This is a genomic window from Fibrobacter sp. UWB2, from assembly GCF_002210425.1.
Classification (GTDB): Bacteria; Fibrobacterota; Fibrobacteria; order Fibrobacterales; family Fibrobacteraceae; genus Fibrobacter; species Fibrobacter elongatus.
The window spans coordinates 1-22,377 of the sequence record NZ_MWQK01000002.1; the positions used below are offsets into that span (position 1 = coordinate 1).

Annotated in this window: 20 protein-coding genes; 16 read left to right on the forward strand and 4 right to left on the reverse strand. The window is 49.8% G+C overall.

Features of this window, described 5'->3' with window-relative positions:
* Window positions 1–234 precede the first annotated feature (234 nt).
* The 7 genes from B7982_RS03365 to B7982_RS03395 all read left to right on the forward strand — a co-directional run bounded on the left by B7982_RS03365 (window position 235) and on the right by B7982_RS03395 (window position 7,213).
* A complete protein-coding gene (locus tag B7982_RS03365) occupies window positions 235–2,091 on the forward strand; it encodes a glycoside hydrolase (RefSeq protein ID WP_088659557.1) in 1,857 nt (618 codons plus the stop codon).
* A 3-nt stretch (window positions 2,092–2,094) separates the two neighbouring features.
* Window positions 2,095–2,784, forward strand: coding sequence for a hypothetical protein (locus B7982_RS03370; protein ID WP_088659558.1), 690 nt, complete (start codon window positions 2,095–2,097; stop codon window positions 2,782–2,784).
* On the forward strand, window positions 2,771–3,460 hold the full coding sequence (locus tag B7982_RS03375) for a lytic transglycosylase domain-containing protein (RefSeq protein WP_088659559.1): 690 nt from the start codon (window positions 2,771–2,773) through the stop codon (window positions 3,458–3,460). Before B7982_RS03370 ends, B7982_RS03375 begins: the two co-directional genes overlap by 14 nt.
* A gap of 71 nt (window positions 3,461–3,531) precedes the next feature.
* Entirely contained in the window at window positions 3,532–4,920 is a 1,389-nt protein-coding gene (locus B7982_RS03380; protein ID WP_233138347.1) for a TolC family protein, read from the forward strand.
* An 18-nt stretch (window positions 4,921–4,938) separates the two neighbouring features.
* Window positions 4,939–5,517: a phospholipid-binding protein MlaC gene (locus B7982_RS03385; RefSeq protein WP_088659560.1), complete on the forward strand. Its 579-nt coding sequence runs from the start codon at window positions 4,939–4,941 to the stop codon at window positions 5,515–5,517.
* The gene (locus B7982_RS03390) at window positions 5,517–6,509 is read left to right on the forward strand and encodes a hypothetical protein (RefSeq protein ID WP_088659561.1); all 993 of its coding nucleotides are present in this window, start codon (window positions 5,517–5,519) and stop codon (window positions 6,507–6,509) included. The genes B7982_RS03385 and B7982_RS03390 overlap by 1 nt, the downstream gene beginning before the upstream one ends.
* Window positions 6,509–7,213 (forward strand): pseudouridine synthase, encoded by a 705-nt coding sequence (locus B7982_RS03395; protein ID WP_088659562.1) that lies wholly within the window; start codon window positions 6,509–6,511, stop codon window positions 7,211–7,213. The genes B7982_RS03390 and B7982_RS03395 overlap by 1 nt, the downstream gene beginning before the upstream one ends.
* Window positions 7,214–7,329: 116 nt before the next feature.
* Here the strand turns inward: B7982_RS03395 and B7982_RS03400 are convergent, their stop codons facing one another.
* Entirely contained in the window at window positions 7,330–7,704 is a 375-nt protein-coding gene (locus tag B7982_RS03400) for an HU family DNA-binding protein (RefSeq protein WP_014545436.1), read from the reverse strand.
* Window positions 7,705–7,893: 189 nt separating this feature from the next.
* Here B7982_RS03400 and B7982_RS03405 point away from each other — a divergent pair, with 189 nt between their 5' ends.
* The 6 genes from B7982_RS03405 to B7982_RS03430 all read left to right on the forward strand — a co-directional run bounded on the left by B7982_RS03405 (window position 7,894) and on the right by B7982_RS03430 (window position 15,775).
* Window positions 7,894–8,988 carry a tRNA-dihydrouridine synthase gene (locus tag B7982_RS03405; protein ID WP_233138348.1) on the forward strand — a complete coding sequence of 365 codons (1,095 nt, stop codon included), beginning with the start codon at window positions 7,894–7,896 and terminating at the stop codon, window positions 8,986–8,988.
* A 156-nt stretch (window positions 8,989–9,144) separates the two neighbouring features.
* Window positions 9,145–9,972 carry a TIGR02147 family protein gene (locus B7982_RS03410; protein ID WP_014545434.1) on the forward strand — a complete coding sequence of 276 codons (828 nt, stop codon included), beginning with the start codon at window positions 9,145–9,147 and terminating at the stop codon, window positions 9,970–9,972.
* A gap of 18 nt (window positions 9,973–9,990) precedes the next feature.
* Window positions 9,991–10,944 (forward strand): hypothetical protein, encoded by a 954-nt coding sequence (locus tag B7982_RS03415; protein ID WP_088659564.1) that lies wholly within the window; start codon window positions 9,991–9,993, stop codon window positions 10,942–10,944.
* Between the two features lie 150 nt (window positions 10,945–11,094).
* Complete coding sequence (locus tag B7982_RS03420) at window positions 11,095–12,981, forward strand: HD-GYP domain-containing protein (protein ID WP_088659565.1); 1,887 nt, start codon at window positions 11,095–11,097, stop codon at window positions 12,979–12,981.
* A gap of 177 nt (window positions 12,982–13,158) precedes the next feature.
* A complete protein-coding gene (locus B7982_RS03425) occupies window positions 13,159–14,454 on the forward strand; it encodes an aminotransferase class I/II-fold pyridoxal phosphate-dependent enzyme (protein ID WP_088659566.1) in 1,296 nt (431 codons plus the stop codon).
* A gap of 31 nt (window positions 14,455–14,485) precedes the next feature.
* Entirely contained in the window at window positions 14,486–15,775 is a 1,290-nt protein-coding gene (locus B7982_RS03430; RefSeq protein WP_085492011.1) for a citrate synthase, read from the forward strand.
* A 50-nt stretch (window positions 15,776–15,825) separates the two neighbouring features.
* Here B7982_RS03430 and B7982_RS03435 read toward each other — a convergent pair whose 3' ends face one another.
* Window positions 15,826–18,210 carry an HD domain-containing phosphohydrolase gene (locus B7982_RS03435; RefSeq protein ID WP_088659567.1) on the reverse strand — a complete coding sequence of 795 codons (2,385 nt, stop codon included), beginning with the start codon at window positions 18,208–18,210 and terminating at the stop codon, window positions 15,826–15,828.
* Window positions 18,211–18,380: 170 nt separating this feature from the next.
* On the opposite strand from B7982_RS03435, the gene B7982_RS03440 reads away from it, so the two are divergent.
* From B7982_RS03440 to B7982_RS03450, 3 genes are all read left to right on the forward strand, one after another.
* On the forward strand, window positions 18,381–19,223 hold the full coding sequence (locus B7982_RS03440) for a fibrobacter succinogenes major paralogous domain-containing protein (protein WP_088659568.1): 843 nt from the start codon (window positions 18,381–18,383) through the stop codon (window positions 19,221–19,223).
* 180 nt (window positions 19,224–19,403) lie between these two features.
* Entirely contained in the window at window positions 19,404–19,562 is a 159-nt protein-coding gene (locus B7982_RS15005) for a hypothetical protein (protein WP_173848030.1), read from the forward strand.
* Between the two features lie 148 nt (window positions 19,563–19,710).
* A complete protein-coding gene (locus B7982_RS03450) occupies window positions 19,711–20,775 on the forward strand; it encodes a branched-chain amino acid aminotransferase (protein WP_255396744.1) in 1,065 nt (354 codons plus the stop codon).
* A 216-nt stretch (window positions 20,776–20,991) separates the two neighbouring features.
* On the opposite strand, the gene B7982_RS03455 is transcribed toward B7982_RS03450, so the two are convergent.
* On the reverse strand, window positions 20,992–22,179 hold the full coding sequence (locus tag B7982_RS03455; protein WP_088659571.1) for an NAD(P)/FAD-dependent oxidoreductase: 1,188 nt from the start codon (window positions 22,177–22,179) through the stop codon (window positions 20,992–20,994).
* Window positions 22,169–22,363: a 4Fe-4S binding protein gene (locus B7982_RS03460; RefSeq protein ID WP_014546771.1), complete on the reverse strand. Its 195-nt coding sequence runs from the start codon at window positions 22,361–22,363 to the stop codon at window positions 22,169–22,171. The genes B7982_RS03455 and B7982_RS03460 overlap by 11 nt, the downstream gene beginning before the upstream one ends.
* Between the last annotated feature and the right edge of the window lie 14 nt (window positions 22,364–22,377).

Consider the following 22,377-nt stretch of genomic DNA (forward strand, 5'->3'; position numbering starts at 1 on the left):
GATCGCCGATGGTACCTGGCCCCCGGGCCCGGGAGAGTAGGTCGCCGCTGGATTCACGGGCCCCTTGAGGAAATCCTCGAGGGGCCCTTTCTTGTTTTGTCCCGCCCACGAATCTTGCGGGGACGGTTGTCTTATTTATTTTGTTCTAAAAATAATCGAAAAACATCTTTGTTTAAGCAATCTCTAGTAACTAATAACTCATAACCTGTATCTAAAATTGCTATTCTTTGTCACATGAATCCTAGAATATCCTTTGTATTGCAGATGTCGCCATCGACCTCGTATGAAAACCTTGAGGCGGTCGCGCGTAACTTGCTCGAAGGATTGAATGTTCTTCTGAATTCGGAACAGGTAAAGTGCTCCATCTTCTTGGATGGGCCTGTGATTGAGGCGCTTTATAATGTGGCAAAGCCGTTGATGTTCGGTAAAATTCAGAATGCGATTCGCAATGGGGTTCTCGAATTTTTAGGCGGTGGCTATTACGATCCGATGCTTCCGCTTTTCCCAGAAGATTTGCAGACGATGCAGCTGGAGTTGCATCGCGACTACTTGAAGAAGGTGCTTGGCGCAGAACCGCAGGGATATTTCAATTCCTCGCTGGTGTGGGAGCCGGGCATGGCCGATGTTCTGGAGCGTTCCCGTTTTGATTATGCGCTAGTGACGGAAGCGGCTGTGCAAGATGCGCTTGGACGCTCGACACCTGTATCTGGCTGGTTTACGCTTGAAGACCGTGGTGCGCTTATCCGCATTGTCCCCGTGTCCGAGGTTCTTTCGAAGGCAATTGCCGAAGACAATCTTTCTTGGCGCTCGGTAGCGGAACAGTATTGCCGTGATGGAAAGTCTGCTATTGCGCTTTTGGATATTCCGTCGGAACCTACCGAGATTATTGAATTCTTCGGGCGTTTTGTAGACTTTGTCGAGATGAATGAGGTTCAGACTAGAACCGTTGGTTTTGCGGTAGATCAGCTCGAAACTTGCGGTACGATTAGCTTCCTTGTTTCGGCGGGCCGCAGGCTAGGGCTGCCTTCGACAGCACGCACTTGTCGAGAACTTTTGATTCGCCGTCCAGAAATCAATATGCACCACAAGTCTTTCCTGAATTTGTACAGGAGAGCTCGCAGTGTGCTTTCGGGCAAGAAGTGGCTCGAATTCTGCCATGCGCTTTTGCCGGCGATGGCTCCGCTTTATTTTAGGGATATGCACAACCGCTCGGGCATGCGTTCCATGATGGTGCGCAAACGCTCGAATCGCATGTTGCTTTCGGCATCGCAAGTTCTCGATGACCTTACTGGATTCTCTGGGCTTCGCGTGGATGTGTGCGACTTTTTGCTCCGTGGCAAAAAAGTTCTCTTTTGTGAAAACCCGGAATCATCTTACTTGCTCGACTACCGCATTGGCGGGGCGCTCCGTGCGTGGAATTACAAGGGTGCAAAGATGAATCTCGTGAACTCTTGGCGCGATGACGGCGAACCTTCGTTTGCCTTCTTGGATTGCCTTGTGCCGAATGTGGACTTTACTCCGGTCAAGCTGGAGCAGATGCTCTACGACCGCAAGCACTTGCTTGCAGACCCGTATGACTATCGGATTCTGCGTTCGGACGTTGGCACTGAGATTATGTTAGACGAGGAACAGGGCTTTGACAATGAAGAGCGCAAGGCTTTGTTCAAAATAAAGAAAGTCTTTACGTTCCAGGGTGACGCTGCCAAGTTTACCGTTTCGTATGCGATTGACAATCTTGCGTATGTGAACACGAAGGGCTATTTCGGGACGATTCTCGAGCTCGGGCTTTTGTCGCATGGCGATGTCAACAAAGTCTGGATTGACGGCAAGAATGTCAAGTGGAATATGGTGGAGCCACTTTTGTACCCGGATGGCCAGTCGCTTGAAATTCGCGATGAAAAGGCCGGTTGCGTGTTCCGCATGGCTTTTGACCGACCGACGTCTATCTTTATCGGCTCTATTTTTGGAGCGACTTCAACCGCAGCTCCGCAAGCGTTCCAGGGCATTCGCGTGTTCCCGTTCTGGAATGCTCCGTTCAACGTGCTTGACCGCAAGGCGTTCAAGATTTCCGTGTCGGTGACGAAGAGGTAATCTGTGCGTGCGGACTTGATTGACATTCAGGTTGAAGATCGCGGCGAAGAAGTCGAGATTTCGCTGTACGGAATTCTTGGCGAATACCAGCTTTCGGCTGTCCGTGAAAAACTTGAAATGCTTGTGCGTGGCCCGGGCGTGTTTTTCTTTGTGAATCTCCAGAACGCTCGATTCACGACGGAAGCTTACCGCGGCTTGTTCCTTGAAATTCTGAATTTGGTCAAGCAGCAGAAGGCTTCCCTTATTTTGTTGTTTGATAGCGAGGAACTGCACGCTTATTTTGACCGCTATCGCAATATCTTTGAAATTTATAAGAATCGCGAGGAATACCGCAAGTCTGGGCTTTCGAAGCAGGTGCACCTGGTCGGATTGCATTACGAGAAAAAGGCGATTAGCTTATCTCCTGGTTTTGCGATTTCTGTTGCCTTGTTCCTGATTGGTTGGGCCGTTACGTTATTTGTTATTGTCGTGGGGCAGGGACGTGAAATTTCTGATAAGCAGGCGCAGATTACGGCGCTCGAAAGCCAGAAGGCGCGTTACATCCGCGAAATTGACCGCCTGGAATCGGCGATTGGCCCGATGCGTAAGCTGGGCGTTGTGCAGGACACGACTTTGCTGAGTTCCTTTGGCGCCATCCAGGACTGGGTTACTTATTTGGAATACTTGGAGAAGACTCGTCGTGAAAAAAAGTAGCGTTCGTCTCTCCGCGATGAGCGTAAGCGTCCTGTTTATCATTGGCTTTGCGGTTTTGTTTTTCTTTGCGAGCGAATGGTATTCCAACAGCGTCAAACTTGAAAAGCTTGCCTATAAGGAACGCATTCTCCATAACGATATGGAACATTTGGAGGTGGTGGGCAAGTGGACGCTCGATTACGTAAAAATCGAAAAGGCGCTCACGTACATGCTTGGCGACCGCGTTTCCGAGGTGAGTTTCCGCATGTTGGCTGAAAATCTGTGGCAGATTTCGCAGTCGTATTCGCTGGATCCGCTGATTGTCCTTGCTGTTGTCGTGCAGGAAAGCCGTGGAAACCCGCTTGCCCGTGGACGTTTCCAGACGGGTAAATTTTCGGGTGCGCTTGGTTTGATGCAGATAAAATTGGAAACCGCTAAAAAAATTGGCCGCCGGTTTGGTCTTGTTATAGAAAGCGAAGACGACTTGATGCGCCCGGAAGTGAACGTGGTTGTGGGCTCGGCTTACCTGATTCGCCTGATTGGAAAGTATGGCAATTTGAGGGAGGCGCTAGTGGCGTACAATCTTGGCCATACCGCTGTCGATAAGCTCCTTGAAAAGAATGCTCCGCTCCCGACTTCTTACTATGAAGGTGTTGTGAGGCGATACAAGGATTTAGTGGCGCACTGTTCCTACTAAATAGTATTGTATTTGAACGAAAAATAAACTTGGAACCATAGGCCATTTATTCTTTTTTCTAAATTCTAGCTGTGATTAAGAATTTGTTTTTTATTCTTGCAATGACGGGGATCGCCTTGGCGGGCGAAGTCCGTTATGACTGTTTGCGCTTTGTGGAACAGGGGCTTGCGAGTGACCCGCAGATGGAAGAACTGCGTTACGGCACCGAGGCCAAGAAAAATAAGATCAAGTCGCTCAAGTCCGAAGTCATTTTGCCGACATTTTATGTGTCGATGATGGTGGGGCCTGCTCCGGGTCTCAAGGAATACAACGATTACTATTTCAATGATTCCGGGGATACCCTGGGAATCGAAAAAGCCGAAAAGTACGATTTCTCTAGAATGGGACCTTTCTGGGGTGTCGAAGCCAAGTTTATCCAACCGTTAAATTTGGGCCAGTACCGTACGGGCAAGCGGGCTTTGGAAGCCGATTTGCAGCAAAAAACTTTTGAAATCGAAAACTCGACGCTCAAGAAAGAAGTTGAACTCCAGAGCTACTATTACAACTATCTCCTTGCTCTTGAAATGAAGCGCATTGCTGCCGATGCCCAGAAGCAGGTGGACAAGGCATACGACCAGCTCGAAGAGGCTTTGGACGAAGATGAACCGACGGTTTCGCAGACGGACCTTTTGAACTTGAAGGCTAAAATGCATACAGTCAAGGAAGGCGTCATCGAGGCTGACCTTGGCATGAAGCGTGTGCAGCTGGCGATTCGTTTTGCGCTTGGCTTGCAGGAAGGCGAAACTTTTGCCGCCGAAGATACAATCCTTGCGATGAGACCGGAACCGATGCCGACGGAAGATCAGGTTCGCGAGTTCACCATCAAGCACAATCCTGAACTGAAACAGCTCGAAGCGGGGTTGCGTGCACGTCGATTCCAGATGGATCTGGCAGAGGCGAAGCTTGCTCCAGAATTCTTTGTCATGGGGCAGTTTGAATACGTGAAGAGTTGGGCCGGTAACCGTAACGTGGTCCAGAAAAACGCTTTTGCCCAAGATGCCGTGAACAAGATTTCGGGGGTTTTCGGTATTGGCTTGAGGTACCGTTTGAACTTCTGGAAGAGCTGGGAAGATTTCCGCCAGGCGAGAACGGAATATCGCGGTCTTAAGCTGAAGGAAAACTACGCCTCGGAAGGACTTGTGGCCAAGGCTGTTGAACAGTATTATCAGGTGGTGGCCGCCAAGGGGAAACTTGACGCTTTGCGTGAAAGTTTGCGTGCAACAGAATCGCTTTTGAAAGATGCCGCCATGAAATACGACCTCGATAAGTCCCAAACTAGCGCTCTTGTATCGGCCTATACGCAGAATATAACCATGCAAAAAGATTATTATTTCGCAGTTTGCCGATATAACGTCGAATTTGCCGGATTAGTGGCAAAGATGGGGTTGTCTCTTAGCGACTATAAAACGTATTTTAAGTAAAAAAGAGGAGATTCTAAGATGTTTAAGAAAATTTTGATCGCTATTGCCTGTGCTTCGCTCTTGTCTTTTGCTGCCGAAGATCCGGTGTCTGTTGTGAAGAGCAAGGACGTTGAACTGCAGAATATCATCAAGAAGTCCAAGCGTACCGCCAAGGAAACGGAACGCGTCAAGAACCTTTTGAATGATTCCTTTGACTTTGCTCTCTTGGCCAAGAAGTCCTTGGCCGCTAGTGACTGGAAGGCTCAGGACGAAGCTTCTCAGCAGAAGTTTGTGACGGAATTCCAGCGCATGGTTCGCAATTCCAGTGCAAACCGCTTGGAACTTTATCGCGCCGATTCTACGATTTATGAACCGGCCAAGATGAAGGGCTCGGACGACGCTCGCGTGATTGCTCATTTGTGGAACAAGGGTAAGGAATCGGTGCTCGAATACAAGATGACGCTTGTGAATGGCAAGTGGAAGGCTTGGGACTTGGTCATCGATGACCTTTCTACGGCTCGCAACTACAAGGAACAGTTCAGCAAAATCTTGAAAGACAAGAGCTTTGCCGAATTGATCGACATTATCAGCAAGAAGGCTGACGAAGCCGAAAAGTAATGGGCTTTCTTTCCTGGCTCCTTTGTGTAATTCTCGTTGTAGCGCTTGTGCTACTGCTTTTCCCGTTTGCGTTTCGAATTGATTTCGAGGCCGGGGAGCGCGGTGTGCGGGCGCTTTTCTTTTTTTTCAAGAAGAAGGTTTACGAGTACGAGAAGAAGTGGAAAGAAAATGCAGGCAGTAAGGAACTTGCGGTGGATAGTGAAAAGCTGGAGCCGCAAGATGCGCCTAAAAGTGTGACGCAAGATGCGCCGCCGATGGTTGAAGCTGTTGCGAAAAAGCCTGCAGAAACTCCCAAGACGGAACCGATGAAAGTCGGAATTGATGAAAGTGCAAAGTGCGAATCGCTGCCTCCATCATCCTCGAAACAAAGCGAAGGGGATTCAGTAAAGTCTAGCGCAAGCAACGAGAGTGCGCATCCTGTGGAAGTAAAGTCTTCGCCGGTTGTTGAAGTTTCGTCTGAAGCAAAAGCCGCGGAATCCGAGAATCGCGATTCCGAAAAAAACGAGACGCCCGCCGAAGATAAAAAGCCGAAGAAGGAAAAGCGCAAGCTTTCGGACCGTGAATTTTGGACCATCATTTTGACGCCGGATTTTGATGCTAGGGCTTTCAAGTACATTCTGAAAATTTTGAAGGCTGTGCTTTCGCTGTTCCGTGTGCGCTTTAGAGATTGCTTTGTCGAAGGAATCCGCTCGGATTACCAGACCATGGGCTATATCGCGGCGGCGAACGGATTCTTGAAGGCGTACCCGTACGTTGGCGATTGGGACTTGAGAATGGACTGGTGTAACGAAAAGGAACTCCGCACAGTTGGTTCGGTCCACTTGAGCATTACGTTGCTCCGCATTTTTTGCTTTACTTTGGAAACGCTTGTGCTGGCTGGAATTTTGGCGTTTAGCTTTTGGCGCCGTCGTGCACATGTGATTAAAACAAATGAACTTCCGCAACTCGGTTTTATCCGTAGGCGGATTCTTGAATTTATTTTGGAGGACTGATGGCTGTTTTGACTTTGGAACGCTTGCTTGCTTCGATGGGCTTTGGCAGCCGCAAGGATGCGCGTGGATTAGTGCGCATGGGCCTTGTGGAACTGAATGGCAAGGTTCTCGATGACCCGTTCATGGAATTCAAGACACGTCCGGAGTTCATCACGGTGAATGGCGAAGAAGCGCCGACGGTCGAGAAGTTGTACGTGATGCTTTACAAGCCGACGGATGTGGAATGCAGCCACAATGCCCGTGACCACAAGCCTGTGTACGATTTACTGCCGGAACGCTTTACGGCGATGGGTATCCAGTCCGTCGGACGCTTGGATGCGGATTCTTCGGGACTCTTGTTACTCTCGAATCAGGGTGACTTTATCCACAAGGTCGAAAGCCCGAAGAAGGGACTCTGGAAAAAGTATCGCGTGACGCTTGCACGTCCGTTTACAGATGCGCAGAAGGCGGAACTCTTGGCGGGCGTGATGCTCAAGGACGAAAGACGTCCGGTGCTGGCTCGCGAGATTGAAGTGAACGGAGATGCGGTGGACATCTCGATTGGCGAGGGACTGTACCATCAGGTTCGCCGCATGTTCGCTGCAGTCGGCAATCACGTCGAAACGCTTGAACGCATCGCAATTGGACCGGTTGTTCTGGATCGCACTTTGGGCGAGGGCGGTTGGCGATTCCTCACCGAAGAAGAAGTCGCTGCACTGTCGTAATAAAGGAGATGCCCGCTCAGTGGCGGGCATGACAAAGAAAAAGAAAAGCCGGCATTCAAGCCGGCTCTTTCGTATCAGGCGTTTGCGTAGCCTGAGTTAATAGGTTCAACGTTCGTTTAGATGGAATCGTCGTCGCTACCGACGTGCACGATTTCGTTTTCAGTTTCGAGTTCCGGCTGTACAGATGCTTCGCCGAGGATGCCTTCGAGCGAATTAATCTTGTCCTTAATGTCGTTGCTGAACTTGAAAGTCGGGACCAAGCGTTCGTCGATGAGGACTGTTTCGCCAGTGCGGGGGTTGCGTGCCGGGCGAGCCTTGCGGGGCTTGCAGGCGAACGTGCCGAAACCGCGAATTTCAATTGTATTGCCTTCGATAAGCTTCTCGCCGAGGAGGTCGAGGAACTGTTCGACAACAATTTTAATATCATTGCGCACAAATCCGGTGGATTTGGCGATTTCCTGAATAAGAGATTGTTTAGTTATATTAGCCACGCACTAAATATAAGTTTAACATAGACTTAGAGTGATGGTTAAAGCGAAATTAAATATCTTTTTCGGGTTCACATTGCGGAATATTTGTGAATAGTTGTGACTTAAATGTTGAAGATTGATAATTTGCCTAAAAAGGTCCGTTTTAATCTCCGAAACAAGGAGATTTTCCCCAATACTATCTTGAGTCCGATGGATGGAGTGACTGATGCTCCGTTCAGGAGGCTTTGCCGGGTGCTTTCGGGCGACCGCATGGGACTTTTGGTGTCGGAGTTTGTTCCGACGGATGGCGATGCCGTGTTCAACCCGGATGGTCACAAACAATTGAAGTTTTTCCCGGAAGAGCGCCCGTTTGGTGTGCAGATTTTTGGGCGTTTCCCGGACCGTATGGCGGCGGCAGCCGGCAAGATTGCCGAGCGTTACCATCCGGAATTCATCGAAGTGAACGCTGGGTGTCCGGCGCCGAAGGTGGCGGGCAAGGGGAGCGGTTCTGGACTTTTGCGGGACTTGCCCCGTTTGCAAGAGATTCTGCATGACGTGAAGGCGGTTTTGGACGCAAAGACACCGGAGATTCCGCTTACGCTTAAGTGCCGTATTGGCTGGGACGATGATAGCATCAACGTGATGGAAACGCTCAAAATTGCCGAGGGCGAGGGCGTTGAAATGCTTACGGTTCATGGTCGCACGCGTTTGCAGGGCTATAACGGCCTCGCGAACTGGGACTGGATTGGCAAAGTCGCCGCAGCGGCGAAGATTCCCGTGATTGGCAATGGCGATGTGAATAGCGTCGAATGCGCACGCGAACGCATCAATACTTATGGCGTTTCGGGCGTGAGCATTGGGCGCGGGGCGATGCATAACCCGTGGATTTTCGGGCAGATTGCAGATGCGTGGGAAGGTCGCGAAAAGCATGTGATTACCGCGCAAGAAGCGCTGGATGTGTTCCCGCTCTATTACAAGTTTAAGATTGAGGATGGGGCGACTGAAATGAATGCGATGGGTCGCATGAAGCAGCTTGCCGCGAGACTGTGCAAGGGGTTTGTGTTAGACGAGAAATATTGTCATCCTGGAGCCGAAGGCGATAGGATCCAAGAGAGCGATAACGTCGCGATGTCGGTGCGGCAGGCGCTTTTGACGTGCCAATCGGCAGCAGAAATGCTCGAATGCGTTGAAAAACTCAAGGATGGGATTGCCCGTGAAATGGTCTTTGAGCCGGAACGCCTCGTGAACCTCAACGGCGCCAAAGAAACCGAACTAAAGTTTGGTGACCAGTTCAAAGGAAGATAATAGCTTAGGTACGAGAGGGGGATGCCTGCTCGGTGGCAGGCATGACAGGATTCGTGGCGAGCATGACAAAGTGCAATTTAGTAAGTACTCAAAAAAAATCTCAAAAATTTACGTTAACCTATTGACTTTGAGTCAAAAATTGAGTACATTTGGAGTATGGACAAGTTTATTGACATATTCCAGTTTACTCATTTCCGCAAGTACTTGGATGAATACCAGGCCGCTCGCGTGCAGACCGATCCTGAATTTACCAGGGCGGGAGCTTGCGCTTTACTTGGTCTCCCAAAGACTCGTAGTTACTACAACGATATTGTCAAAGGAAAAAAGCTTACTGGGCGCATGATTCCCAAGTTCGTGGAAGTTCTTGGACTCAACAAAAAAGAAGCCAAGTACTTTGAAACGATGGTGAATTTCGACCAAGCGAAAACGACAACGGAACGCAATGCGTTTTTTGATGAGCTCATCAAGCAGCATCCGGATCCGCACCACATCTTGAACGAAGATGCCTACGAGTATTACAACCACTGGTATAATAGCGTGTTGTTTACGGCGTTAGATGTGATGGATGTTTCGGATGATCTTGAGCCGATTCAAAAGCGCATTTTCCCGAAGGTCTCCGTGGGGACTTTGAAGCGTTCGCTCGAATTGCTGGAACGCATTGGCTTTGTACGCAAGAACGAAGACGGCTTCTGGAAAAGCTCGCGCGATTCGGTGAGCAGTGGGGCTTACAACAATAACGACTTGGTGCGTCAATACCAGTTGCAGTGTTTTGAGCTTTCGAAGCAGGCGTTGCTTGCCGATGATGACAATCCGTCGGACATGGGAACGTTTACGTTCAGCGTTTCGGACGATGCGTATAAAGAAATTGCCTTGGAAATTCAGAACCTGAAAGCCAAGGTGCGCAAGATTATTACGCAAGACAAGAAAGAGGCGACTGGGGTACACCAGTTGAATATTCACTTGTTCACGAATTTAAAAAAATAAAAACGAGGAGGAATAACTATGATTACAAATAAAATTACAAAGTTGGGCGCTGCGCTTGCAATGCTTGGCCTTGGATTGCTTGCCGCTTGTGGTGAGAACAATGTGGCATCGTCGTACAGCGAAACGCAGACGGGAAAGCCCGTGATTCGGTCGGGAATGCCTATTGCCGAACTGGATACGACTTATATCCGCAAGATTATTGACGAAGGCGGAGATGGTTGCCATGTGCTTGCCAAGAGTGCTGTTGATGTAGAATCGGATGACGTGACTGAGATTGATAGTGCTGTTACGGAAACGACTATTGTTATGGCCCGTATTACTTGCAAAAGCTATAATGATATTCATCTATTTATAAAAACAAGAGCGCAAGTGGTCGATGATGCTGGGGCTCCTGTTGTGGGGGCGATTGTTTATGAAAAAGATTGTTCCTTTGATGATAAAAGTTGCCAGCATGTTACGGATAAGGATGGATACTTTTATATAGATAGTGTAAACTTCCAGACCTATTATCAAAATGAAACGAAGAACCCCAAATATGCTTATGTCCCCAGATATCACGAAATTCAGTTGCGTGCGCTTTCTGCGGATTCCAACTTCGGTGCGTTGGTCAGTTTGAATTTTGCTGCAGCCACTGTTGAATCTGTTGATGATATAGCTGTTGCGGATTTGGGAAAAATAGTTGTAGAACCTGTGTACTCGGCAAAAGTGTATTTGGACTCCCTTTTTGCGACTGTCGATGAAAATACTCCGGAAAGCGATAAGCCCTATATTGAAGAATGGAATGAGGCGATGACGAAAGGCCTTAGAGAAACGGGGATTTGTGCGAGTGGATATTTCCCCTGTTATAAGGCTTACGAAGAAGATTACAAAAACGGGTATGTGGTTTTGTTTGGCTTGCCAGAAGGAACTTATAAACTTGGTGTAAGTCATGTTTGGGGTCCCCTCCCACAGTTGGTGGTGACAAAGCCGTAGTCAGATTATAAATAATACGTTAGAGGAGGAAAAGGTTTCAGCGGCTCTTCGGGGTCGCTGAAATTTTTTTACACAAAAATCCAATTAGAATTGTTAAATAAATCACTCTTTTTTTTTGCAAATGTTCAAAAAATATTCTATATACAGGATGTGAAAACTTTTGTTTCTGCCCATAAGCTCGTTCAGATTATTATCCTGATTGTCATTGGTATAGTCATCAACCGACTGCTTGCCGATTTAGCCATTCATTTTGAATTGCCGCTGTACCTGGATAGCGTGGGTACGATTGTCGTGGCGGTGATTGGCGGGTTTAGCCCTGGCGCGATTGTCGGGTTCTTGACGAACTTCATTGGCGGTTTTGTTGATTCTTCGACGTTCTACTACGGCACGATTAATGTGATGATTGCTGTGTGCGCGGGGATTGCGGCAAGGCGTGGTGCGTTCCATAAGATTACACGTTTGCCGATGCTGCTTGGAATGTTGATGATTTTGAGCATCCCGTGCTCGGTGCTTTCGTACTTCCTGTTTGACTTTAAGATTGCCGAAAATGTGGTGACGCCGATTGCAACGGCGCTTCATGAAAGCGGCCTGCCTGTTCTCTTGTCTCAGATTTTGGCGGACTTCTGCACGGAAATTCCGGATAAGTCCATTTCGATTATTGTGGCTTATGTGCTGATTCGCTTGACGCCGCGCTGGTTTGTCAAGGCGTTTGATTCTGTTTCGGGCCGCTCGCACGAAGACCATTACCGTTCCAAGAACGAAATCCATACGCTTAAGGCCCAGGTGACGGCGCTCTTGTTCGTGTCGAGCTTTGCACTTGCGGTGGTTGCTACGGCGGTCGCTTACAAGACGTATTCCGAAGCGGAAATCCATGAGACAACGCTTTTGGCGGAATCGGTGAACAGGCTTGTGTCGGACGCTATCCAGAATGCGGATTCGGCGACGCTTCACGAGTACATTCATGACCTCAAGGGTAAGCATCCGCGCATTTTGACGATTACGCCGGGCATGCATGAGACGGGCAAGTGGGATGTCTCGATTGTCTGTACTGAGGCCCCGAATCCGGTCTGTACCAAGTTCAGTCTCGCTGCGATTCGCATTAGCGTGGTGCTGTTCTGCACGAAGATTTTCTCGACGCTGTTTGGACTTTTGCTCGCAATCGTGTTTACGGCTATCTTGATTGCTAACCGCAGAGTGGTTTACCCGATTCACGAAATGACGCTTGAAATGGACCATTTTGCCTACGATAGTAGCGTTGGGCGGCGGACGTCGATTGAGCAAATCAAGGGCCTTGAAGTGGTGACGGGCAATGAAATTGAGAATCTGCATTCGGCGATTATCAAGGCGGTCGAAGAAATTGATTTGTACATCAACAAGTCCGAGTATCAGGCGGCCTCGATTGCGGCTCTCCAGACGAACATCATTACGGTGCTTGGCGATATGGTGGAAAACCGCGACGAGACGACGGGTGGACATGTGCGCCGTACGGCGGCTTATGCCGAACTCATTGCTCGAGAATTGAAGGATCGCGGCAAGGAACCCGAAATTGACGATGCGTTTGTTTCGACGATTGCGGTGGCGGCTCCGCTCCACGATATCGGCAAGATTAACATTTCTGACGTGATTTTGAATAAGCCGGGCAAGCTGACGGACGAAGAATTTGCTGAAATGAAAAAGCACACGGTCTATGGCCGCGATATGCTCGTGCGTGCATCTAAGAACCTGGGCGAGACGGCTTACCTCAAGATGGCAAAGGAAATTGCCTATAGCCACCACGAATGGTGGGATGGCTCGCGAGGCTATCCGGAACGCTTGAAAGGAAAGGATATTCCGCTTTCGGCACGCATTATGGCGGTTGCGGATGTGTATGACGCGCTTGTTTCGGAACGTCCGTACAAGAAGGCTTTCTCGGTGGACGAGGCTGTCCGCATTATTACCGAGGAAAGTGGTACGCACTTTGACCCGGAAGTGGTCGATGCTTTCGTGAAAAACCGCGAAACCGTCGAACAAATCATGAAAACCAAGTTCGAAGATTGAAATCTTGGATCCCTCGACTTCGCTCGGGATGACGTATTTTAGTATTTGTTACAATCCCTGTAAAACCTTGTAAAAGCGATTGGTTACAAATCGCTTTTTTGATGTCCTTTTAATCTTGCGGGGGGCTTGCAATTTTTCTAAATTGCCCCGCGGAAATTTCAAAACAGGACATTGAGAATGAACTACAATCCTCTCGCTCAAGCTTTGAATGCAGAACTCTCCGCTAACGGTTGCTGCATTCTTGACATGCTCTCTGAACAGGGCAAGGCCATTTTCTTCCCGCGCAAGGGTATTCTTGGCCAGGGTGCCGAAGCCAAGGGCTCCGACATCAATGCGACAATCGGTACAGCTCTCGAAGATGACGGCTCTCCGCTCGTTTTGGATTGCGTTCTCAAGTCTCTGAACCTCCCGAAACAGTCCTTCCTCTATGCTCCGAGCTTCGGTAATCCGGACCTCCGCAAGGAATGGAAGGCCCAGGTTGTGAAGAAGAACCCGACGCTTGCATCCAAGAACTTCAGCAACCCGGTCGTGACGGCTGCTTTGACGCATGCCATCAGCTGCGCCGGTTACATGTTCCTCGACAAGGACGACGAAGTCATCATCCCGGACCTCTACTGGGACAACTACGAACTCGTGTTCGAAAACGCCCGTGGCGCAAAGATCAAGACTTTTAACACCTTCAAGAACGGTGGCTTTGACACGGAAGCTTTGAAGGCTGCCCTTGCTGCAAGCAAGTCCGACAAGAAGGTCGTTCTCCTCAACTTCCCGAACAACCCGACGGGTTACACCGCAACCGAAAAGGAAGCTGTCGAAATCGCAAAGATCCTCACGGAATGCGCTGCTGCCGGTAACAAGGTTGTCGCACTCCTCGACGACGCTTACTTTGGTCTCGTCTACGAAGAAGGCGTGACAAAGGAATCCCTCTTCGTGAAGCTCGTGGACGCTCACGAAAACCTCCTCGCTGTGAAGCTCGACGGCCCGACCAAGGAAGACTACGTTTGGGGCTTCCGCGTTGGCTTTATGTCCTTCGGTTTCAAGGGTGCTACCGAAGCTCAGCTCAAGGCTCTCGAAGACAAGGCTGCCGGTACGGTCCGTGGAAACATCTCTAATGCTCCGTCCATCAGCCAGAAGATTTTGCTCGCTGCTTACCAGAGCGCCGAATACGCTCAGCAGAAGGCTGAAAAGTATGCAACGCTCAAGAAGCGTTACGACATCATCAAGGAAGTTCTCGCTTCTCATCCGGAATACAAGGACGCCTTTGAACCGATGCCGTGCAACAGCGGTTACTTTATGTGCATCAAGCCGAAGGGCGTTGACGCCGAAGAACTCCGCCAGAAGCTCATCAAGGATTACAGCACGGGTACGATTATGCTCTCGGGCCTTATCCGCGTTGCATTCAGCGCAGTTCCGACCGATAAGCTCGGCAAGCTCTTCGAAAATATCTATAATTGCGTTGTAGCGATGAAAGCCTAACTGCGGCGATGCCGCGCAAAACGGAGGATTTATGTCCGATACAGCAATACTGAATTACGACGGAAAGAAGTACGAACTTCCCGTTGTAACTGGTACTGAAAACGAACATGGTCTTGATGTAAGCAAACTCCGCAAGGATACTGGATTGGTCACGCTGGACTATGGTTACCTCAATACCGGTAGTACCAAGAGTGCCATCACATACGTCAATGGCGAAAAGGGAATTTTGCGCTATCGCGGTTATTCCATCGAGGATCTCGCTGAAAAGGCAACATTCCCGGAAACCGCATGGCTCTTGATTTACGGTGAACTCCCGAATCAGGAACAGTTGAGCCATTTCCGCACGCTCTTGACCGAAAATGCCTTGTTGCACGAGAACTTGCTGCACTTCTTCCGCGAAATGCCGCCGGGAGCCCACCCGATGGGTATTCTCTCGTCCGTGGTGAACGCTGTTGGCCTTTTCACGCCGCGCTTTTACGACGACGAAAACATCGCAAGTGCATTTGAACTCACGACCGCTGGTCTCATTTCCAAGATTCGCACGATTGCCGCGTTTGCCTACAAGGCAAGTATCGGTGAACCGTTCGTGTACCCGGAAGCGGAACGCAGCTACTGCAGTAACTTCCTCAACATGATGTTCAGCAGTAAGGCTCGCCCGTACCACCCGGATCCGATCATGGAAAAGGCGCTCAACACGCTCCTCATTGTCCATGCGGACCACGAACAGAATTGCTCCACTTCTACCGTTCGCATGGTGGGCAGCTCTCAGGCTAACCTTTACGCAAGTATCTGCGCCGGCATTTGCGCCTTGTGGGGTCCGCTCCATGGTGGTGCGAACCAGGCCGTGCTCGAAACGCTCCTCCGCATTCAGCAGAGCGGCATGACGATTGAACAGGTGATGGCGAAGGCCAAGGACAAGAACGATCCGTTCCGTCTTTCTGGCTTTGGTCACCGCGTCTATAAGAGCTATGACCCGCGCGCAAAAGTCTTGAAGAAGCTCATGTACCAGGTGTTCGAACGCGAACATGTGCACGATCCGCTTTTGGATGTGGCTATCAAGCTCGAAGAAGCCGCCCTCAAGGACGATTACTTTGTCGAACGTAAGCTGTACCCGAATGTGGACTTCTACTCTGGCATTCTCTACCGCGCTATGGGCATTCCGACGAACATGCTTACGGTGATGTTCGCGATTGGCCGCTTGCCGGGCTGGATTGCCCACTGGAAGGAAATGCACGACGATCCGCAGAGCAAGATTAACCGTCCGCGTCAGATTTACACTGGCAAGACGGAACGCGCTTGGATTGATCGCGACAAACGATAAGCGATAATTTGAAAAAAGGCTCTCGGGATTGACCGAGAGCCTTTTGCTATTTAAATCACTTTCGGACGGCCGCTCCGCATGGACAACAGGGAATCGACCATTTCGTTCCAGTGTTCCAATACGACTTTGCCGATGGCAGGGTCGTACATCTTGCCTAGATTTTTTTCGATTTCTTCACGGCAGTAGTCCAAAGACATGGCGTCGCGGTAAACTCGTTTGCTCGTCATGGCGTCAATGGAGTCTGCGATGGCAATCACGCGAGCGCCTATGGGGATGTCTTCGCCTTTGAGGCCTTCGGGGTAGCCACGGCCGTCGTAGCGTTCATGGTGGTGCAACACTATTTGCACCATTTCGTGCGTGTAGTTCGACTGCATTAGAATCTTTGCGCCAATGACCGGGTGCTGCTTGATGATTTCGAATTCTTCGTCGGTAAGTTTTCCCGGTTTTGTAAGAACGTTGTCTCGAATGCCGATTTTGCCGATATCATGCAGGTGTGCCGCGTGAGTAATCAGCGATATTGAACTTTCTGAAAGGCCTAGAGAGCGTGCTATCAATTCAGAGTAGGCTTTTACGCGTTCAGAATGGTGAGCCGTATAGGAATCTTTAGCTTCTTCGACTGAAATCAGGCAGGAAATCAAGTCCTTGAGGTTCTGGTTTTCGTCGTTTTCGACCGGCTTGTGGTAACGCACCTTGTCGCGATACATGTTCAAGTCGGCTTCCATTTTCCAGTCGCTGATGGACTTGCGAATTCCGGAATCGCTGCGCAGGCGGCTTGCGCCTACAGCTATCGATAGATGGTAAAGTGCCTTTTTATTGTATTCGTTGATGTTCTTTTGCAGTATGGAATACATCGGATAGTGCGAATCTAGTGGCGCTCGTGTGATGACGGCAAATTCGTCGCCACCGATTCTAAAGCAGTTGCCGTTGGTGCCGTAGGTGTTTTTGATGGCTTGGGCGGCGGCCTTGATCAATTCGTCACCGGCCTGGTGGCCGAAGGTGTCGTTTGCGTATTTGAGGCCGTTCACGTCCATCAAGAACATGGTCCAAGAATTTTCTTGGGAGTCTTCCTGGTTGATTGTTTCTAGAAGTGCATCGAATGCGAGCCTGTTTTCGAGTCCTGTCAGGCTGTCCGTCGTGGCGACATCTTGCAGGTGCTCGTTCATGACACGTAACCTGCTGTTGATCTGTTCCAGTTCAAACGACGTTTCGCGAATGAATGTGGCCATGCGGGCGGCGAGTGGCAAACGGGTGGATTTTTCATCCGGAATTATGACGCCTTTGGCGTGTCCCCGTTTTGTAATGGCGCCTTCGCGCATTGATGCAATGACGAGCGTGATGTTATGTTGGTTTAAAAATCCCTTTTCGCGCAAGAATTCACCGTGCGAGAAAAATCCCGTGCTGGAGGCGAGCCCCTTGAACGCTGTAATTTCGTATGTCGGTTTGTGCTTGGACCAAAATGCCTTTCGAGCCGCACAGGAGAATATGTGCATGACTTCGGGGGCGAACAGTTCGGCGTTTTCGCTTTCGGTTTTGATTTTTTCGAGAATCAGTTGCGGCTCACCATACGAGAGGCGGACCATTGAGCCTTCGTCGATATCCGAAGACATGGTGAGAGAGCCGTCGGGGTTGCTTGCTCCTGCTGCACGCACGATGGAAATTCCGTTGTGCTCGTAGAGCATCGGGAATTCGAGCGCGTTGTAGAAAAAGTTGTTGTCGTTTTTGATGTTCAGGTACTTGTTGTAAACTTCGTAGGCGGGGAGGCTGCTCAATTCGTAAAGGACGTTGCCTTTGGAGCGGGTGACGTGGAAGTTGCGGCCGATGGGCTTCCATCCGCTGATTTTGCGGGATTCTACATAAAATTCCGGACCGCCGTAGAACACCACTAAAAGGCCTGATGTGGTGTGACCGCCCACGGATGAAAATACGCAGGAATTCGGGCTCGTGATGTCGGGGGAGCAGACGATGCCGCCAAAAATCTGGATGTTCGGGGCCAAGGCGTCGAGCCCTTCGCAAAGATTCGTTGTCGAAAACGGCGAAATGCAGTGGTAGATTTCAACCGCTTTTACCCAGGGGTTCTGCTTGGCTTCTTCCACGATTTCGTGGGCGATGTCGCTGATGGATTTGTTGGAAAAGTCGTACTGCAAAATCTGGATCTTTGTCGTCGGCTTTTCGAAAATGATGGCGGAAACGGAAATTTCGCTTGCTTTTTCGCAGTCTACGATGTTTCCGCTAGTGGAGTTTCCGAACCACGGCGTGTTGGGGAAGACGTGCTCCAGGGTTGCCCAAACGGGTTTTAGCTTTTCTGGATCCAGTTCTTCGGAATGAATCTGGAAGCATACCGTTGGCGAACCGTTTTCTTTGCACCAGTCGCTAAACTGGGCCAGTTCTTTTTCAAACGTAGCTGCATCGTTAAATGCAAAAATCCTGTTTTTCATTTCGGGTTCCCCTTCCTGTTACGCCAAAGCGTAATTCGACTTAGATAATATATCATTTCTAGCCCGGATGTGGCTAAGGAAATGTTGAAATTTGGGGCTCAAAATGGCAAAAAAGAGGGCCGAAAAGTTTAATTTGTGTATATTTGTCACGTTTAGTAGGAGTGATTTTAATGTTTTTGAAAAAAATTTTGACGATTGGTTTTGTGGCGGCGGTGTTGTTTGCTTGCGGCGACAACGGTAGTTCTGCGACTGATTCCGATGAGGATTCTTCTTCGTCTGTTTGCGAGGACTGCGATGGTTCGAGCAGTTCGAAGGCGAAATCGTCATCGAGTAGCAGTATTCTTGTGGAGTATGTTGACCCCTCAACTGTAGTTAAGGGGACTATGACCGATGAACGTGACGGCCAAACCTACAAAACGGTAAAAATAGGCACTCAGACTTGGATGGCAGAGAACCTGAACTACGCCTATTTACATCCTACTTCTGAATTAGATTCTAGTAGTTTCTGTTATAAAGATAGTGTGAGTTATTGTGAGAAATATGGGCGCCTTTACTTGTGGAGTGCAGCGATGGATAGCTTAGGAAAATTCTCCATGAATGGCAAAGGGTGTGGCTATGGTCCTTTGTGTTCGCCGACTTATCCGGTGCGTGGTGTTTGCCCTAAAGGCTGGCACCTGCCCGATACAACGGAATGGAATGCGTTAGTTACCGCAGTTGGTGGAAAATCAGCAGCGGCCAAAAAGCTCAAGTCCAATAGCGGTTGGAAATACTGGCTTCGCGTCTTTGGCGGGAATGGTTCGGACTCCTATTCCTTTGCTGCGTTGTCTGCTGGCGACAGGTTCTCCGGTGGAAATTACTGCAACGAGGGCGAATACACGCATTTCTGGAGTTCTTCTGAGGCCAATATTTACAACGCGTACCTCTTGAGCATGGCCGACTACGACGACGCTGTGTCTCTGTATTATGATTACAAGGTCTATGGACTCTCTATTCGTTGCGTAAAAGACGAGTAGTCTTTAGTATGAAGTGGGGTTTCCGGGGTAAACCCGGAATGACTTGTAAGGCGAGCGCCTGCGGAGGGGAATGGTTGCAAAAATGGCGATTTTGCAAGTTATGGTTATGCAATATATGGTCTCTTGTTTTTGATTTTGCAGGAGACTATTTTTGTAATTGATATTGTTTGATGAGGTTGTATGCAAAATGCTTTATTGCTTTTAACGCTTTTGGCTCAGAGTGAAGCGGATATTGCAAAGGGAAAAGTGATTCGTCAGCAAGATTTGTTTGATGCTTTGGAGCGGGAGCTTGAAGCCGGGCGTTGCGGGCTGGCGCCTGAAGCCCGCTCGAAGGGGTGATGGAAGACCCGGCGGGGCCGGGGCTGCAATCAGGGGGAGGCTTCCCCCTTTATTATAGGGGGCATTTTTTTGCAAAATTTTTGAACAAGGGATGCCAAAAGGGCGTTTATAATTGTATTTTTCAAGCGGTACCGAATGATACCTTTAAATATGCACATTTGCAAAAAAGGTTAATACTATGCAAGTTGATTTGAATACTGTCGATTGGAAGACGCTCCCCTTCGGTTATTACGATACCGATTACAATGTCCGCTGCTACTACCGCAATGGTGAATGGGGCAAGATTGAAGTATCTTCTTCCAAGGACATCAGCATCCATATGGCCGCTACTTGCTTGCATTACGGCCAGGAAGGTTTTGAAGGCCTCAAGGCTTACACGGGCAAGGATGGCAAGGTCCGTATTTTCCGCGTCGAAGAAAATGCTAAGCGTATGCAGAATACGGCCAACCGTATTTTGATGGCTGTTCCGCCGGTTGAACTTTTCCGCGAAATGGTCCACACTGTGGTGAAATTGAACAAGCGCTTTGTTCCGCCTTATGGTTATGGCGCAACGCTCTACATCCGTCCGCTCCTGATTGGTATGAGCCCGGAAGTGGGTGTGAAGCCGGCTGATGAATATTTGCTCATGATGTTTGTGACTCCGGTGGGTCCGTACTTCAAGGATGGGTTCAAGCCGGTGGACATGATGATCAGCCGCAACTACGACCGCGCTGCTCCGCAGGGTACGGGTACGGTGAAGGTCGGCGGTAACTACGCTGCTAGCCTCCAGTCCCTCGCTGAAGCCAAGAAGCTCGGTTACTCCAGCACGATTTATCTCGATGCTAAGGAAAAGAAGTATATCGACGAATGCGGTCCGGCAAACTTCTTCGGCATCAAGGGCAACACTTACGTGACCCCGAAGTCTGAATCCATCTTGCCGTCTATTACGAACAAGAGCTTGCAGCAGTTGGCTGAACACCTTGGCTACAAGGTGGAACGTCGCCAGGTTCCGTTCGAAGAACTTGCTGAATTCAGCGAAACGGCTGAATGCGGTACGGCTGCCGTGATCACCCCGATCAAGAAGATTGTGGATCCGGTTGCAGGCAAGGCATTCACTTACGGTGACGGCGTGAATCCGGGTCCGGTTTGCAGAAAGTTGTTCGAAACTTACACGGCTATCCAGTTCGGTGAAATTGATGACCCGTTCGGATGGACTGAAGTTGTCGATCTGTAATTAGACGAACTTCATCGAGTTAAATTTCGAGAATCCCGTGGCGAGTGCTGCGGGATTTTTTTGTTTAAAAAAAGGAGATGCCCTCCCCATACGCGGATCATGACTACTAAGCAGCATAGCTGCAAGTAGTCAAAGACATCGGTGCGGGGCATGACAAGCGCGTGGCAAGTGCGCGAATTGCGCGAAATGTGTGCGAGCGCGAGGAAAGTGCGCGGGCTACTTGAACGTGAGGAACTTGTAAAGCATTTTCGCAGAGGAAACAGGCGTTTGCAAGAAGGCGCGCTTTTTGCAGCCGTGCTTTGCGAAGTTCTGGAGAACCTTGTAGAGTTCTGTTTGTTCGTCCTTGTTGACGTTCAAGAGGAAACGGCGGAACTTGTATTCAAAGTCGTGCATGCGACCAAAGTAATCGTAGCAGCGCTTTTCGTATGTCTTGAGGAATTCCTTGCTCAAGTTACCGCATTCGAAGCCCTCGTGGACGGTCTGGGCACAGAACCGTCCGGCGCGCATGGCGGCCGCGATGCCGCCACCTGTAAGCGGGTTCGTGTGATGGGCGGCGTCGCCAACGAGGGCAAAGCGGTCCAGCGTGTAATCTTTCAGAACGCTCGAGACGGGAATGACGCCTCCGACAACGTGATTGATTTGCGCTCCCGGGAAGAGCTTGTACAGCCATTCCATCGTGATGTCCAAGACGTTTGAACCGTGATTGTTCGAAATCAGGAATCCTGCGCCGAAGTTTGTGACGTTGGATTTGACTTTCGGGAAACTCCAGATGTAGCCGTCGTTGATAAAGTCATGACCTTGCCAGAACGTGAGGTAGTCCGGCTTGGTGAGGATGCCTTGCACTTGTATATCGACGCCGGTGCAGGTAAATGCTGGTTTCTGAAGGCAGTCGAGACCGACTTGGCGTCCGATGCGGCTTTCCACGCCGTCTGCGGCAATGACCATTTTGGCGCGGACTTCTTCGGTCGTTTCTCCGGCGCTTTCGCCGAGTTTCACGCGCACGAGGCGTGTCCCGCTTTCAACATCTCCGACAAATTCTGCACGGGCGCGGGTGACGACTTCTACACCGTCATTTGCGGCGAGGTGGGCGAGCCACGGGTCGAATTTTTCGCGGTTGAGCATGATGCCCGTGCCTTTTTGCGCGAGGTCGATGTTTACGCCGTTCGGACCGTAAATATAAAGTCCGTTGATTATCGTTTCGATGCAGTCTTCGTCAATCGGACCGTAAGTCTGTAAGTCCGAAAGCTTGGTGCTCGCTTCGCCGCAGCGTACAGGGTAGCCGATCTTCTCGCGCTTTTCGAGAAGGAGAACCTTGTGGCCTGCACGGGAAAGATTCCTCGCGGCAACGCTTCCGCCGGGGCCTGCGCCAATGACGACGACATCATATTCGTTATTACAGAACATCGTTCAACTCCTGGATTTTGAGGGCGCCTGCGGGGCATGCTCTTGTGCAGAGACCGCATTTGATACATTTTTCCTGATCGATTTGCAAATCTAGACCATACATGTCTAGCGCCATCTTGGGGCACACGCCGACGCAGCCGGCGCATTCCAGGCAAACACCTCTGTTGTGAACGAGAACTTTCATAGGAGGGAATATAT